At 44.9% G+C, this 15912-nt stretch carries 16 protein-coding genes; 8 read left to right on the forward strand and 8 right to left on the reverse strand.

All coding sequences use genetic code 11. The features are described from left to right. Positions 1 to 400 precede the first annotated feature (400 nt). Positions 401 to 751, reverse strand: coding sequence for a histidine triad nucleotide-binding protein (locus H6G17_RS19360; RefSeq protein WP_192159891.1), 351 nt, complete (start codon positions 749 to 751; stop codon positions 401 to 403). 62 nt (positions 752 to 813) lie between these two features. On the opposite strand from H6G17_RS19360, the gene H6G17_RS19365 reads away from it, so the two are divergent. Then, entirely contained in the window at positions 814 to 2343 is a 1530-nt protein-coding gene (locus H6G17_RS19365; RefSeq protein WP_192159893.1) for a YifB family Mg chelatase-like AAA ATPase, read from the forward strand. A gap of 60 nt (positions 2344 to 2403) precedes the next feature. Beyond that, positions 2404 to 4440 (forward strand): single-stranded-DNA-specific exonuclease RecJ, encoded by a 2037-nt coding sequence (gene recJ, locus H6G17_RS19370; RefSeq protein WP_192159895.1) that lies wholly within the window; start codon positions 2404 to 2406, stop codon positions 4438 to 4440. A gap of 4 nt (positions 4441 to 4444) precedes the next feature. Here recJ and H6G17_RS19375 read toward each other — a convergent pair whose 3' ends face one another. From H6G17_RS19375 to H6G17_RS19385, 3 genes are all read right to left on the reverse strand, one after another. Beyond that, positions 4445 to 4978 carry a DUF1499 domain-containing protein gene (locus H6G17_RS19375; RefSeq protein ID WP_192159897.1) on the reverse strand — a complete coding sequence of 178 codons (534 nt, stop codon included), beginning with the start codon at positions 4976 to 4978 and terminating at the stop codon, positions 4445 to 4447. 63 nt (positions 4979 to 5041) lie between these two features. Continuing rightward, positions 5042 to 5311, reverse strand: a complete 270-nt coding sequence (locus tag H6G17_RS19380) for a YciI family protein (RefSeq protein ID WP_192159899.1) — start codon at positions 5309 to 5311, stop codon at positions 5042 to 5044. Between the two features lie 126 nt (positions 5312 to 5437). Beyond that, positions 5438 to 7342: a GTPase family protein gene (locus H6G17_RS19385; RefSeq protein ID WP_192159901.1), complete on the reverse strand. Its 1905-nt coding sequence runs from the start codon at positions 7340 to 7342 to the stop codon at positions 5438 to 5440. Between the two features lie 79 nt (positions 7343 to 7421). Between H6G17_RS19385 and H6G17_RS19390 the strand changes: the two genes are divergently transcribed. Continuing rightward, complete coding sequence (locus tag H6G17_RS19390) at positions 7422 to 7595, forward strand: hypothetical protein (RefSeq protein WP_192159902.1); 174 nt, start codon at positions 7422 to 7424, stop codon at positions 7593 to 7595. Positions 7596 to 7819: 224 nt separating this feature from the next. Next, the gene (locus H6G17_RS19395) at positions 7820 to 8188 is read left to right on the forward strand and encodes an STAS domain-containing protein (protein ID WP_041462552.1); all 369 of its coding nucleotides are present in this window, start codon (positions 7820 to 7822) and stop codon (positions 8186 to 8188) included. Here the strand turns inward: H6G17_RS19395 and H6G17_RS19400 are convergent. Further along, entirely contained in the window at positions 8176 to 8418 is a 243-nt protein-coding gene (locus H6G17_RS19400) for a hypothetical protein (RefSeq protein ID WP_192159904.1), read from the reverse strand. The two genes, H6G17_RS19395 and H6G17_RS19400, sit on opposite strands and share 13 nt — an antisense overlap. A 124-nt stretch (positions 8419 to 8542) precedes the next feature. Here H6G17_RS19400 and H6G17_RS19405 point away from each other — a divergent pair, with 124 nt between their 5' ends. The 3 genes from H6G17_RS19405 (at position 8543) to H6G17_RS19415 (ending at position 10437) form a co-directional block, all read left to right on the forward strand. Then, positions 8543 to 8983 carry a ribonuclease III domain-containing protein gene (locus H6G17_RS19405; protein WP_347276451.1) on the forward strand — a complete coding sequence of 147 codons (441 nt, stop codon included), beginning with the start codon at positions 8543 to 8545 and terminating at the stop codon, positions 8981 to 8983. Positions 8984 to 9007: 24 nt separating this feature from the next. Further along, on the forward strand, positions 9008 to 10042 hold the full coding sequence (gene rlmB / locus H6G17_RS19410) for a 23S rRNA (guanosine(2251)-2'-O)-methyltransferase RlmB (RefSeq protein ID WP_192159908.1): 1035 nt from the start codon (positions 9008 to 9010) through the stop codon (positions 10040 to 10042). A 92-nt stretch (positions 10043 to 10134) separates the two neighbouring features. Further along, positions 10135 to 10437, forward strand: a complete 303-nt coding sequence (locus H6G17_RS19415) for a DUF1816 domain-containing protein (RefSeq protein ID WP_192159910.1) — start codon at positions 10135 to 10137, stop codon at positions 10435 to 10437. A gap of 78 nt (positions 10438 to 10515) precedes the next feature. Here the strand turns inward: H6G17_RS19415 and H6G17_RS19420 are convergent, their stop codons facing one another. Beyond that, positions 10516 to 11583: a SpoIID/LytB domain-containing protein gene (locus tag H6G17_RS19420; RefSeq protein WP_192159912.1), complete on the reverse strand. Its 1068-nt coding sequence runs from the start codon at positions 11581 to 11583 to the stop codon at positions 10516 to 10518. Positions 11584 to 11838: 255 nt separating this feature from the next. Here H6G17_RS19420 and H6G17_RS19425 point away from each other — a divergent pair, with 255 nt between their 5' ends. Then, positions 11839 to 13395 (forward strand): TM0106 family RecB-like putative nuclease, encoded by a 1557-nt coding sequence (locus H6G17_RS19425; RefSeq protein WP_192159914.1) that lies wholly within the window; start codon positions 11839 to 11841, stop codon positions 13393 to 13395. Positions 13396 to 13416: 21 nt separating this feature from the next. On the opposite strand, the gene H6G17_RS19430 is transcribed toward H6G17_RS19425, so the two are convergent. Further along, entirely contained in the window at positions 13417 to 14460 is a 1044-nt protein-coding gene (locus tag H6G17_RS19430) for a glycosyltransferase (RefSeq protein ID WP_192160031.1), read from the reverse strand. Between the two features lie 65 nt (positions 14461 to 14525). Beyond that, positions 14526 to 15764 (reverse strand): glycosyltransferase, encoded by a 1239-nt coding sequence (locus H6G17_RS19435; RefSeq protein WP_192159916.1) that lies wholly within the window; start codon positions 15762 to 15764, stop codon positions 14526 to 14528. Between the last annotated feature and the right edge of the window lie 148 nt (positions 15765 to 15912).

Consider the following 15912-nt stretch of genomic DNA (forward strand, 5'->3'; position numbering starts at 1 on the left):
TATAGGCGGTTCTCTGTGCTTGCTACCCAGTTACAAAACTGTTCCCACAAGGAAGCGCTTTCGCGTCTTTGTAATGTGGTTGTCATGGTTCTATGTATTGCGTTTGGTTATGCAAATCAGGGTTTGTTTTCCCTGTTGTTAATACTATAAGGAACTTCATGGAGTTTTGTAAAGATTATGAAGATTAGCTTATGTTATAGTAACAATAAGTTTTTATTATAGCTTATTCGGTTCAGATGAAAGACAGAGCGGCTGAAAAACTTTCGTGGCAAAGCTTTCAGCCGCATAATCGAAATTCAATACAAGCTCGAAAATTACTCTTTCTATCAGTAATTTAATTATTATTTCTTCCTCAGCTCCCTCAGCTTATCCACACAGAAATGTCTCTGTGAAACACGAGTCAACCAGGAGGCCAACTCATTTGTCGCCCGCCAAGAATGTGAAGGTGCATGTGATCCACAGTTTGTCCGCCGTCTGCACCAGTATTGATCGCGACGCGATAGCCGTTATTCAGTCCTACTTGTTGGGCGACTCGCTTAACAGTTAGTAACAAATGACCCATGAGGGCTTGGTCGTGAGATTCAGCATCCGATAGCTTGGCTATAGGTTTTTTGGGAATCACGAGAATGTGAACGGGCGCTTGGGGATTAATATCTGTAAATGCGATCGCCAGTTCGTCTTCATAAACGATATTGGCGGGAATTTCTTTACGAATGATTTTGCCAAAAATAGTATCTGTAGTTTCACTCATGCCGATCGCCCTTGAACTCTGTTAGAGATTCTAAAGGGTTCTTGTCATGGAAGAAATATAAAATGCTGGCACGGGTTTGGAGTGCATCAATTGTCGGCATCGATGCCGTCAAAGTAGGAGTCGAAATCGATGTCTCGGCGGGGCTACCAGGAATTGTCGTGGTAGGATTACCGGATCTGGCAGTTCAGGAGTCGAAAGAACGGGTGAAAGCAGCGCTCAAAAACGCTGGGTATGCCTTCCCGTTGAAAAGGATCGTAATTAACTTAGCGCCAGCAGATATTAGGAAAGAAGGACCCAGCTTCGATTTACCGATGAGCGTGGGCATTTTGGCGGCTTCAGAGCAGGTCAACCCGCAAATGCTAGGGGATTTTTTATTTCTGGGTGAAGTTTCCTTAGATGGAGGCTTGCGGGCAGTGGCTGGTGTTTTACCCGTGGCGGCGGCGGCGCAAAAAATGGGGATTACTGGGTTAGTCGTACCCGCAGATAATGCCCAGGAAGCAGCTTTAGTACAAGGGATATCAGTTTATGGTTTTCAGTCTCTATCGGAAGTTGCAGCATTTCTCAATCAGCCAGAAAAGTATCAGCCCGTGCAGTTTGAAGGCAAGCGGGAGATCGTCAGAAGTATCCAGTTTGGTGCAGATTTAAAAGATGTCAAAGGACAAGCTCACGCTCGTAGAGCCTTAGAAATTGCCGCAGCTGGGGGGCATAACTTAATTTTCGTGGGTCCACCAGGGAGTGGGAAGACGATGCTGGCTCGTCGTCTACCGTCAATTTTGCCACCACTCAGTTTTCATGAGGCGCTGGAAGTTACCCAAATTCATTCGGTAGCCGGGTTGTTGAAAAATAAAGGTTCGCTGGTTGCAGAACGTCCCTTTCGCAGTCCCCACCATTCCGCCTCTGGTCCTTCTTTAGTTGGTGGCGGGACTTTTCCCCGTCCTGGGGAAATTTCTTTAGCTCACCACGGAGTTCTATTCTTAGATGAATTAACGGAATTCAAGCGAGATGTCTTGGAATTTCTACGCCAACCTTTAGAAGACGGTCACGTTACCGTATCCCGTACTCGCCAATCGGTGATGTTTCCCGCCCAGTTTACTTTAGTCGCGAGTACAAATCCTTGCCCTTGCGGTTACTTTGGCGATTCCATCCAAGCGTGTACCTGTTCCCCACGACAAAGAGAGCAATACTGGGCAAAACTTTCGGGTCCCTTGATGGATCGAATTGACTTGCAGGTGGCTGTGAATCGGCTGAAACCAGAAGAGATTACCCAGCAACCAACGGGGGAAGATTCGGAAAGCGTCAGGCAAAGAGTACAGGCAGCACGCGATCGCACCCGCGATCGGTTTGAGTCAGAATTGTCTGTTAGTTGTAATGCAGCAATGCAAAGTCGCCATTTGCGGAAGTGGTGTCAATTAGATGATGCTTCTAAAAGCTTATTAGAAGGAGCAATTCGGAAATTAGGCTTATCCGCTAGAGCCAGCGATCGCATTCTTAAGGTAGCGCGGACAATTGCCGATTTAGGGGCAGAGAAAAACCTACAAAGCCATCATGTTGCCGAGGCAATTCAGTATAGAACTATAGATCGAATGCAGTAATCGCGCTAAATTACCCATTAGCCTCATACAATATAGTGCTGAGCCTCTATTTCTGTCCCCGTGTTAGCCCAACCGCCATCAGGATTACCTCGCCGTCCGCGTCGCTTGCCAAATCAGCGCTGGCAAATACATCCAGCTCAACCGGAGTTGGTCAGCCAGTTGACAAAAATAAACCAGCTCTCACCTATAGTCAACCAGCTTTTAGTCAATCGCGGCATCGAGACACCAGCGCAGGCAGAAATATTTATCAATCCAGAAACTTTAGATTTGCCCTCACCCCTAGAGGCATTTCCCGACCTAGCGATCGCCATAGAATTATTGCAACAGGCGATCGCTTCCCAAGAGAAAATTGCCATTTGCGGCGACTACGATGCTGACGGAATGACGAGTACAGCCTTGCTACTCCGCAGCCTGCGCTGGTTGGGGGCGCAAGTCGATTATGCCATTCCCAGCCGGATGCAGGAGGGCTATGGAATTAACAAGCGGATTGTCGAAGAATTCCACACTGAAGGCGTGCGGCTGATTTTAACCGTAGATAATGGTATTGCCGCGATCGAACCAATCGCCAGAGCAAGAGAACTCGGTTTAAATGTCATCGTCACCGACCATCACGACATTCCCCCCACTTTACCCCCAGCAAACGCGATCCTCAATCCCAAACTCATTCCCGAATCTTCACCTTATTGGGGTTTAGCTGGGGTTGGCGTTGCTTACGTTTTGGCTATTTGTCTGGCTCAGAAAACAAGACAACTCAAGGGTTTAGTCAAGCCTTTATTGGAACTCTTTACTTTAGGAACGATCGCCGATCTCGCACCCTTAATTGGTGTCAATCGTCGGTGGCTGAAACGCGGATTGAGACTGCTGCCTCAGTCTCAGCTTGAGGGAATTCAAGCCTTGATTCAAGTTAGTGGTGTGAACGACAAAAATAAGTCGCTCAAACCAGATGATATCGGTTTTCGCCTCGGTCCTCGTATTAATGCGATCGGGCGAATTGGCGATCCGCAAATTGTTATCGATCTATTGACAACTGATGATGCCGGAATTGCCTTAGAACGGGCAATGCAATGCGAACAAATTAACGCCCGTCGCCAACAACTTTGCGAAGAAATCGAACGGGAAGCGATCGCTTATGTCGAATCATCGCACGCCATGTCTCTACAAGAGGATCGTGTCTTACTTGTCGTTCAACCAAATTGGCATCACGGCGTAATCGGGATCGTCGCCTCTCGCCTAGTCGAACGCTACGGCGTACCCGTATTTATTGGCACGTATGAAGACGAACATCACATTCGCGGTTCGGCACGTAGTATTCCTGAATTTAATGTTTTTGATGCCTTGGAATTCTGTCGAGAGTTATTAGGTAAGTTTGGCGGACATAAAGCAGCAGGCGGTTTTTCCCTGCCAACTGAAAACTTAGAAGCATTGCGATCGCGGTTGATTCAATTTGCTAACTCTTGTTTGCAACCGGAACACTTAAAGCCATTGCTTCAAATTGACACGCAAGCCAATTTAGATCGGCTCAATTTACAACTTTATCAACAGTTAGATATTTTACATCCTTGTGGAATTGAGAATCCAGAACCCGTCTTCTGGACGGCTAATGTTAAAGTCATCGACCAGCAGATTATTGGTAAGGGTCATATTAAATTGACCGTTGCTCAAAATAATAACTCTCCCGTCCAAATGAAAGCGATCGCCTGGCGTTGGCGCGAATATTTCCCTTTACCACCACGGATAGATATTGCCTATCGTTTGCGAGAAAATACTTGGAATGGCAATACTAATATTGAGTTAGAATTAATTGGTGTGCGTCTAGCTAATCAGCCGCAAATATTATTTCCCCTGAGACGAACTGCCACTACAATTCCCTTTGAATACAAACAGCGGCGTTATACTTGCGGTGTTTTCCCTACAAATAATTCGTTGGAATTAAGAATTAAGAACACTGAAGGACGAGTTTTAGCAATTGAGGCAGGAAATCTGATGGGGTTATTAGGTAGTAGCCGTAAAGATGCTACTCAAGTCGATCTCTTTCAACCCCATTATTACAATCTCGTTCAAGCGGCAATTCAAGCTTTGGAGATGGCTAAAACTTAATTTTCTATATAGAATCAGAGCGATTAATTTGGTTAAACTTTGCTCTCAAAGTTTCTATTCTGCTGCGATTTACACCCAAATCTGACTCACCCATACGAGAAGCCGAACGAACGTGGATGACTTTAGCATTATCATCTAAAAATAACTCTACATCATCTACAAACCCAACAACAGGAATGGTAAATTCCGTATAGAGGTAATTTTCTGTTTGAGCGATCGGTTTTGTTCTTCTAAATGACTGAAGCACAGTTTTTAAGTCAGTCATAGCCGCTTGAGCAGAGGAATTATAAATAAAAGGCTCGATTTTATGTGCGGGATCTTGACTCTGACTGCTAACACAATTAGGAGTGTTGGGACAAGGTGCAAGTTCACCCGCACGAACGCCTAAATTGTCGGGACGAGTTCCAGCAAGTAACTGCGGTTCCCCTGTCAAAGTTATTTTTGTTCCTAGTAAACAAGCAAAAACTAATAGTAAAGATATGCAGGTGAAAAGTACTCGCTTGATAATTAAATTTGATTGAGTGGCGATCGCTGACATTGTTTCACCTCTAAAATGTTTTTGTATGAACCGAAGCCAAGACGGAATTTTTAAGTACAATTTTCAAAAAGCCTGTATCCACTCTTTGACTTCATACTCCGTCCAAATCCCATTGACCCAATAGGGATCGGACTCAATCAAATTCCGTACTGTCGCCTCATCTTCTACTTCATAAATCCCAAATACTTTGGTTACATCTTTAGTTGGACCAATTGTAATTAAAACCCCAGCTTCTTTCTGTTTTGCCAGACCATCTAAATGTGCTTGTCGATAAGGTACGCGCTTTTCCAACACGTCCTTGCAGTAACTTCCCCATACGATATATTTAGGCATAAGTTTTTTCACTCTTTACGTTTTTGTAGATAGAAAGCACTTAACCGACGCTGAAAAGCATGGAATTGAAACATAAACTGATTATGTTTCGTACAATCTACCATTTTCATGCCATCAGTCATGAATTCAGACTTGCTTGAGATAACCTTCATACCGCTGTCTTAATTGTTCGACAGTTAAACTCTGCGTCCAATACTCTACCAAAGCATGACCGAATGCCCAAGCATTATTTTCTGGAGATGCTGAGTTTTCCAATAACAACGACCACAGGGCGAGTAAGTCGAAGTTACGCGGATTTTTATCCGGGTTGAGCAGTGAAAATAGTTCGTATGCCATTTGTAATTTACCAATGACAACAGGCAATTGTTCCACCGGAATTTGTGCCGCTAGGAGATTAGCTAAGGTAGGCGATCCGGTTGAGATGGTGGAGATAAACTGGAGGACAGGGCTTTTGAGTAAAGCCGTGAGTCCTTGAGTCGTTGCCATTTGGAAGGTGTAGCGATCGATGATTTTGGCGGCGGCGGTGGTACGAGTGTCTAAATCGCGCATGAAGCGTGCTAGCCGGAGTTGTTTAGCAGGGGCGATCGCCTGAACTAAAGCTAAGGATAGCGCATCGATTCCCCAAGCAGTTCGACCGACTTGCGGATCTGCCGTGACAATGGGTAGCACGACATCGCAGTAATTCGCTAGCAGTTGGGCGCGATACTGAATCGCCTCTCGGATGGAAATTTCTTTGGGGCGATTGCCCAGTTCCCAATTATAAGGTGGTTGCCACTCGCGGATCGGACGCAATCGATCGACTTGGGTGACAGCGGTAATTACGGGCAAATCCGTTACTTCTGTCTGAATATCTTTGAGAAAGTCTACATCCATTTGTAACGCCGGATCGAGGGCGGGATTGACAAGTAGCAACAAATCTGAGTTGCTGGCATATTCGAGAACCTGTTCCCGTAACTGGGCGCGATTAACCTGTTCGTATCCCGGCGTATCCCACAGTGTCAGCGTTTCTCCCGTATCAGTTTGCCAGCGATAATTTTGCAAGCGATCGGTGCTAGGTAAAACATCAACGGCGGCGAGTTCTGCTCTAAATAAGGTATTAATTAAGCTGCTTTTTCCGGCTCCAGTGCGTCCTACTAGGAGAATGCTGACAGGTTTTTGCTCTACAATTTCCACAGGCTCGGCTTGCGTCAAAATCTCTCGGAGAGTTTGAGTTTTTGCCTGGGGTAGAGTTGAAGTCTTGGAGGATTCTAACCCAGGTAAGGTATCGCCACTGTAGAGAGCGATCGCTTGCCGACACAGGTTTCTTAACGCTGCTTCCCGTAACAATTGACTCAAATTGACCAAAAGTTGTCGATCTGCCTGGTTTGTGTAACGCTGGCTAGCTTTTTTCGCTACGGCGGCGGCTGGGTTCAAAAGCCACTGTGCTAAGTTCCATGCCCGCCAGAATTTCCGCGCCGATGGCTCTAGCTTGCGGTAAACTTCATAAGCTTCATATGCTTGCCCGACGGTAACTTGATTCAAAGCAGGGGATAATTTTTGTATCCACCGATCTAAATCATCTACCGTCCCTCGGATCAGTCCGTAAGCTTGAGGAATATAGATATTTAAAAGCGGATACTTGACTTCTGGGTGGTAAATCTGGGCGATTGCGACAACTAAATCTTGACAGCGCTGCCAAAAAGTTTGCCAGTCCTCCCACAAAGGGCGATCGCTTTGTGCTACAACGAGAATTTCTTGTAGCGTGGCTTCTGCTTTCTTGCTGCTGTCTGGCGTTGAGAGTGTGGCATCTGCGGAAAACGATTCTATTTCTTTGCTAACTTCTGCCGCTACAGCCTCCATTTCCACGACAACAGAACGAGTCCACCGGACTAGCAACCACCGCCAGCCGACAAATATTAGAATAAACAGACCCCAGATCCAATTGATGCGCCACTCATGGATCTGCAAACCTGCTGCTACCAGGAAGAAACCAACGATAGACGCGATCGGAGTTGCTAAGACAATCCACTGCCACAGCTTTAATCGCACCATTGCCCCTACCTAACTGGATGAGATATCTGTAAAAAGTCTATCGTTTTAGTTTAGAGGGAGCAGGGAGCAGAGGAGCAATTTGCAATTCGCACTTTTCGCTGCGCTACACTACCCCTACGGGATCGCCTCGCTACGTGTTAGCCAAAGGCGAAGCGGAGCGTTACGCAATTCGCAATTAAGTCACGCACCACTCATCAACCAACAACCATCAACCAACAACCATCAACTACCAACTACCCATTACCTACAATAAATTCATAGTATTTTATACCCACAGAGACAGGAGGAGTTAAAATTTAAAAACTAGGAGTGCAAAGGCAAGATCTGAAGCGAACAGGAATAGACGATGTTCTGTTTTCTACCACCAAGCTCTTAGCCTCAAGCCCCTAACTTCTACCACCTGAGTGTAGACAACATCTCAACCAAGCATTTATACTTTAGCCTCGATTTGAAACAAGAAGTGGCGAGGAGGGAACTATCGCTGAGACACTAAATCTAACTGTTAGCCTGAGAGGAACTCGTGAGGTTCGGAGTAATTATCAGTTATTCCGGTTGACGGGTTTGCTTGATGCCTTTTCAGAACCAACCTTTCGCAAGGTACTCGGCAAGTATGTTGAAGAGGGACCAAAGCACATCATATTGGATTTGTCCCAAATTGATTTTGTCGATAGTTCTGGGATCGGCGCTTTGGTGCATTTGAAGAAGCAGACTGAAACTAACGGTGGGACTTCACAAATTGTCACCAATGCCCGCGTAACTCAAACAGTCAAGACAGTTAACCTAGAGCAATATTTAGGTTTACGACCGACTGTTGAAGCAGCTTTAGAAAATATTCAAGCATCTTGAGCGATCGCAGGCATTTTAACTTTAGCTATCCGGTTTTGCGATCTGGATAGCTTAATTTTTTGATATAAAAAACTTATCATAGGTTCAACCCCCTGAATTTGGGGATCGATCATAATAATGTAGTCACCGATCGCCGATCGCTGAAATTGGTAATTGGTAATTGGTAGTTGGAGAGTAGCCTGTGTATTGACTAGATCCTTGTTTCGGTCTAGCTGCCAGTCACCAGTCACCAGTCACCAGTCACTGACAACTGACAACTGATTGTTCTGGGAGAATCCAAACGGAGTGGAACCGAAGGAGGACAATTTATTCGACGGCTCAGCTCGGGAAGCTCAGACAGATGTAGTCACTCAGTTGGAGTTGCTACCTAGTTGGTTAGCGATCGCTCCTGGGCAGCTACAACAACTCTCACCTACGGCTTTAGCATATTTGGGCGATGCGGTTTACGAGCTGTATGTGAGGAGCCACTTTTTACTGCCCCACAAGCGATCGCAGGCTTACCACAACCTTGTCGTTGCCCAGGTTAGAGCCGAGGCACAGGCTTCGCACTTACAATTTCTCACTCCATATCTCAATCAAGCTGAATTAGAAATCGTGCGTCGGGGACGTAATGCTACTGTAGGACGACCACGTCGCGCCGCACCAGAAGTTTATCAACAAGCAACGAGTTTAGAAACTCTCGTAGGCTATCTTTATCTGAGCGATCGCCAGCGCTTGTATCAACTCTTGGAGCAGCTACCATTAGCTCCTACAGAAACATTAAACTCCCCTAGTATAAATAAAAAAGAATGCTAGGACTCTTAACAATAAGAAAAATTTATGACAGAGCTACCCAAATTAAAAGCCAAATCTAACCCTTCTGGAAAACCGCAACGTGGCAAACCAGAGCGTTATACAGGCAAGCGTGCCGATCTCAAACATAATGGCACTAAACAGGATGGGGAAAAACGTCATGGGGCAGTAAAGAAAGATTTCTCTCGACCAGTCTTAGATAGTCCTACCTACAATACAGAGCGCGACAAGACAGATCGTTTCTCGTCCCAAATTCCACCGTCCACATCAGAAGAAGAGAGCGATCTGATTTACGGTCGCCATCCCGTGCTGACAGCTTTGGAAACCCAACGACAGCTTAATCGGCTTTGGGTTACTGCTCGTTTGCGTTACGATCATCGCTTTCATTCTCTGCTCCAACAGGCAAAGGAGAATGGTACGGTCATTGATGAGGTTGAACCCAAACGCCTAGACCAAATTACCCATCACGCCAATCATCAAGGGATCGCCGCTCAAGTAGCTCCCTACGATTATTTGGAATTAGGAGAGCTAATTGACAAAGCTAAATCGACTTCTCAGCAACCCGTAATTGTTGCTGCCGATGGCATTACCGATCCTCACAACTTAGGGGCAATTATCCGTACCGCTGAGGCAATTGGAGCGCAAGGCTTAGTCATCCCTCAACGCAGAGCTGCTGGGATCACGTCTACGGTGATGAAAGTCGCAGCGGGTGCTTTAGAAACATTCTCTGTTGCCAGAGTCATTAACTTCAGCCGTGCTTTAGAAGAATTAAAAGCAGCTGGTTTCTGGGTTTACGGTACAGCATTAGAAGCGGAACAATCGATACAGACAGTCAAATTCAGTGGTCCTATTGTGCTAGTAGTTGGCTCGGAAGGGGAAGGATTGAGTTTGAGCGCTCAGCGCTGCTGCGATTTGTTGGTATCGATTCCCTTGTCAGGCAATACGCCGAGTTTGAACGCTTCTGTCGCAACTGGTATGGCACTTTACGAAATTTTTCGCCAACGCTGGCAACATGTAAATTATGTCAACATGGGTACAAAAAAAGATAAATTAGAAAACTAGCGATGAAATTTTTTTTACGAACTGTGACAATAGTTTACGATTTGTTTTATTAGCCCGAATCCTTTACCACAAGCTGATAGGAAAAAAAAGACATGAACCCAATTTGGAATCACACTAAAGAAAATCTGATTAGCTTCTTCCATAACTTCGGTTGGGCATGGTGGGTAGAAATTGATACCCAAAATCCCCGTTGTACTTACTACTTCGGTCCTTTTCTCAGCGCCAAAGAAGCGGCAGCTGCCCAGCGTGGTTACATAGAAGATTTGGAGCATGAAGGAGCCCAAGGGATTGCAGTCGAGATCAAACGCTGTAAACCCTCTCGGTTAACGATCGCCGATGATATGGGAGAAAGATCGGAACCGCAAATCAAGCCAATTCTCAGCAGTCAAATGTAATTCTGAAAAAGTCAAAAGGCAAAAGTCAGGAGTCAGAAGTTGTTTTAGTCTTTCCTGCTCCTCTGCTCCTCTCCTACTTCAAGGCTTGATTTCCAGCCTTGCTGTGGCGGTTTTGGGGTAATAGTGCGCCAGAATTTGCAGGTAGTTGTAGCCTTGTGCTGCCAGTCGATAGGCTCCTGTTTGGCTCATACCTTTGCCACCATGAGCTTTCTGAACGATCTCATCTGTCGCAGCGTAAAGCGATTCGACTACGCCGCCTTGATAACTAATAATCTGCCCAGCAGTATCTTTGACGGCTTTTTGCGTAGTGTTATACTCGCTGTTCATCCCTTTATAGACTTGCCAGCGCTGGGTATTCCCGAGATTAAACCAGGAATTTGCCGGACGTACCATGTGAACCAAAGCATATGAACGGGCAGCGACGGCTTGAGCTTTAAGAGCTTCAGTTGGGGCGGAAGCGTGCATTTCGCTACCGACAACGCTAGCAAGATAATGCTCTAAATCGACATAGTTAACCGCGAGTAGCTTCTGTTGTCGAGCAACGAGCAGGAGTTTACCTCTATACCAGCGATCGCCTACGTATACCACACCTCCTTTTTGGGGGTAAATCCAGACTGCATTGGGTAATTGGGCATTGCCAATTGTAATCCGATCTGAGTCGCCAGGCTGTGCTGTAAAAGCTTGTCCGTTGGGCAATTGGCGTAAGACTTTGCCGTTTGTTTCTACAACTTGGGCGGGAGTTGAGGAGCCAACAATTAGAGAATCTGCATCTTGAGCGATCGCCACGCGAATTTCTAAGTTTGGCGCAGCATATTGTGTTTTTTTGGCTACAGGCTGCCGTTTTCGTTTAATTTTTTGAGGTTGCTGTTTGTTCGTTTGATTGAGCGTTGGTGGCTGAGTTTTTGGTATCTTGCTTTGCTCCTCCCGCCTAGCTTCTGCCTCCCATTGAGCAACACTAGAAACGTTATTCGCAACATTATTGTTAGCTGAAGTCGCAGAAGATGGATCTGTTGCCGTAGTAGAAGTCGGAGAGAAAGATTGACTGAACAAAGGTAAAAGCAGAGGTGCAGACGCGATCGGGATCAGCAATATCCCTAAATTTCCAATAACTTTGAATCCTCTATTTTGTCGGTCGAATCTACTCATATAGCTTTGCGTTTAGCTTTACGTTCATCAGTCGCGATCGTCAACCCGCCGAACCATCTGACGGTAGCACAGCAGAACTAAGTCATTTTAGCCGAATCAGCGATCGGTGACCAGTTTTCAGGGAGCGATCGAGCAGGGAGCGATCGAGCAGCTATGAGTGACCAGTGACCAGTAATTTTACCAATTACCAACTACCAACAGCCCATTCCTCAGCGCACTACACATCACTCATGGTTTTCCTGTTACGCTAGAGCTATGCTAATGACTGCTGAGCTGCTGCTACAATACCAACGTTGTAATCGTCGCCCATTTCTCGATCGCCACGGAGATTTGGCGCTTAAAGATGCTCCTAGCGAACTGTTGCTGAAGTTACAACAGGACAAGTTCGAGCATAGACAGAGCATGATGGCAGAACGGATTTATCAGCAACCTCAGTATTCTAAAGAGGATTGGCAAGCAGGAGCAACAGCAACTTGGCAGTTAATGCAACAGGGTGTAGAGCAGATTTATCGAGGAGTTATAATCGCCCACACTTCAGAAGATGTAACACTACTCAGCCGTCCCGATTTGTTAATTAAACAACCAGGGCAATCGATTTTTGGAAATTGGATGTATATTCCAGCCCAAATTGAATTAGGTAAGCGCCCCAAATTAGAGTATCAAGTTGTAGCTGCTTTTCACGGACAGGCGTTGGGCATGGTGCAGGAGACTACACCAGATCGAGCCTGGTTGCTCTTGCGTCGGAAAGAGATGTATGAGGTAAGTTTAGCCAGAATACTGCCGCAAATGCAGCAAATTTTTGCCGAGTGCGTCCAAACACTAGCAGCACCTCAAGCACCAGAAGTCTTTATTTCTCGCCAGCGATGCAGTTTATGCCGTTGGTATACTTATTGTTCTAGCGTTGCCAGATCTCAACAACATTTGTCTTTACTACCTGGGGTGACACCCAACCGTTATAAAGAGTTACAGGCGATCGATCTTGTCACGGTAGAATCTTTAGCTAAGGCTAACTCATCTGACTTAGCAAGCTTACGAGGCTTTGACAAAAAGATAGCTCATCATTTGGTATTGCAAGCGCAGTCAGTCTTGGAAAATCGTCCGATTTCGCTTTTAAGGGAGCAGGGAGCAGGGAGCAGGGAGCAGGGGGGCAAGAGAGCAGAGGGGCAGAGGGAGCAGAGGGGCAGAGGAGCAGGGGAGCAATTACCAATTACCAATTACCAATTACCAAATCCCATTGAAATCTACTTTGATATTGAGGCACAGCCAGATCTAAATCTCGATTACATGTTAGGAGTGTTAGTGGTCGATCGCCTGAAGCAAACGGAAACTTTTCATTCTTTACTAGCAGAAACACAGTCAGATGAAAGCACGATTTGGCAACAATTTTTAGAGATCGTTGGGCGCTATCCACAAGCGCCCATTTTTCATTTTTTCTCGTATGAAGTCGAGACAATTAAGCGCTTGGCTCAACTTTATCGGACACCAGTAGAACAAGTTAGAGCGATCGTCGATCGCTGTGTCGATGTTTACGAGCAGATCGCCCAGACTGTGGTGCTACCGATTGAAAGTTATGCTCTCAAAGCGATCGCTCGTTGGATTGGGTTTGAATGGCGCGATCCTCAAGCGCACGGTTCGCAGTGTATTTATTGGTACGATCGCTGGTTAGCAACAGGCGATCGCTCTTTTCTCGAAGTAATTGAACGTTATAACGAAGATGATTGTCGCGCGACTCGTCTGGTAAAAGATTGGTTAGAAACTTTCATCAAGCGGGAATTAGAAACGGATTTAGATCGAGTTTCTTTAGTATCTTAGCTGGCGTTTCTATTCCTGATTTCAAGCTGCAAAACCATTGTCCTGTATGTCGTTAGTTTGTTGCGGTTGTAGTTGAAATTTTTGCTGTTGTCGAGCGTGGCTTGATGTCAAGTAACGATTTAAAATGCGATCGAGGGGAACGAGAATTTTTTCTAGCCAATAGCTTTTAATCCCAAAGGTGAGACGGTGGCTGAGGGGATGAACGATTGTCCATCGCCGCCGCCAACCTAATTGTTTGTATTTTTGTAGAAAGTAAGTATCTTCAGCTAAATTCCACTTGTCACGCAAGCGATGCAAACTCGCTAAAGTCCATGCATCACTCCAACGCAGCATATAAAAGTGTAAGTCCGTCCACTCTAAGGGTGGTCCCGGTACGTAAGTGACAAGGCTGCTGGGTTCAAAATAGACTTTACCTCCCGCCTCCCTGACACTCATGCAAAAGTCTAGATGTTCTTTTGTGTTCAGCATGGCTTCATCTAATAAACCAATGCGGGAAAAGATCTCTGTACGCACGAGAACGCAGTGAAATTCTGCTAATTCAGTTTCGTTACGGTATAGGCGATCGCGGACTTCTGCGACTCGTTTTCCCTGCTTGTACATCTTTTCTCGCAACCTGCGTCTGGGAGTTGCTTTATTTTTGTCAACCCAAATATGAGATTCGCCACCTGCAAAGTGGACGATTTCATGTATTGGTAAATCCTGACACATCAATGGTCCAACGACTATCGCTTGTGTTTCTTCAGCACACCGCACTAAATTTTCCAACCAACCAGGGGAAACAACCACATCATTGTCAGCGAATACAACATATGGAGTATCCACTTGACGCAAGCCTATATTTCTAGCTTGATTGGGAGAAAGATAGTAATCTGTTCTGATAATTTGAAAGTTTCTAACTCGCGCTTGTTCTTCTAAATATTGGCGTACTTTTCTAGGAGAGTTACCATCAATATAAACTAATTTAAAAGGAATTTGCGTATGTGCGTATATACTTTCTAAAGACTCTTTAGTATAACTAAAACGTTCGCGAGGAGTTACTACAATTGTAACTTTGGGTAAATTCATATTTATCATTTGTTGTTTGTCTTTTGTCATTTGTAAATAGCTAGCCGCTAGCCACTAGTCACTCTTCACTCTTCACTACTCACTTTCTGATAAATATCGACAAGTTCGTCGTTAAGGTTTTGCATATTAAAATATTTTTCTACTCGATCGCGACCAGCTGCACCTATAATATTCCATATCTCTGGATGTGCGGTTAAATATTGTAACTTTGAGGCGATCGCCTCTGCATCTCTTTCTGGTACTAGAAACCCAGAAACACCATCTTCTACAAGCTCTGGAATTCCTCCGTGATAGGTGCTAATAACTGGTAAGCCGATCGCCATTGCTTCTTTTAAGACATTAACAGGGGCATCTTGATTGCCATCGCGTGCCGTGATACTGGGAGCAATAAATATGTGAGATGCTTGCAAAACTTCAATGATTTCCTGCCGATCTTTTTTACCTAATAGATGTACGATATTAGTTAACTCTAGTTCTTGGATTAATTGTTCTAGTTCTGTTTGTAAAGAACCGCAGCCAACGATTTTATATTCTAGATTAGGGCAAGATTTTACTATTTTTGCTACAGCACGAATGCTGTACTCAATTCCTTTCTTTTCTACTAAACGCCCAATGGTAGCAATACATATTTTCTGATGAGAATGGCGATAGCGGGGTGTATATTTGAAACGATCGCAATCAATTCCTGAGTAGTGAACGCAGATTTTTTTTTCGTCACAACCGAGTTTGAGGAGACGACGTTTAAAAAAGTCGCAATTTGGCAGAAAGAGATCGGCTTCTACAAAGGTGCGATCGTAAATGCGATCGCCATGTTCTTGAATGAATTGGCTGATATCGTAGCCGCGAAACGATACGACTAATTTGGCTTGAGGAGCATTAATTGTCCGAAACAGCATACCCCAAAAACTTAAAGTTCCAAACTGACAGTGAACGATATCATATGCTTCTTTGTCTGCACCAGCGATCGCGGCATAAAATAATCGTAAAGAAGTTGCCGATTTGCCATACTTGAAACCATTAAGCGATCGCAGTAATTTTCTAGGTGCTTTCGTAAAATTTATACTCAGTAAACCAATTGCTTTGAGCGATCGTTTTAGAAAGTTTTGGGGAATCTCTGGTAGATAATAAGTACGTTTTAGTAAGCAATATTTTTCTACATCAGGATGTACTTTATTCAGATCGCCTGGAGTGCAAGTATATATGTCTACTTGATGTCCGCGTTCTAGGAGTCCGGTAATTTGGTTAAGAATAAAGGTTTCTGAAAGTAAAGGAAAGTGATTGACAATAAATGCTACTTTTAGCATAGAGATTGAGCGGGGATTTTAAGATAAAAATTTTGGTACTGTCTATAGAAGACTGATGCTAATGAAGCAATCAGGAACTACGAGTTAGGCGGAGAATAAACGGATTACTTATATCTTTTACCAAATTGCAGGAGCAATTGTATAATCT

Source organism: Chroococcidiopsis sp. [FACHB-1243], assembly GCF_014696895.1.
GTDB lineage: Bacteria > Cyanobacteriota > Cyanobacteriia > Cyanobacteriales > Chroococcidiopsidaceae > Chroococcidiopsis.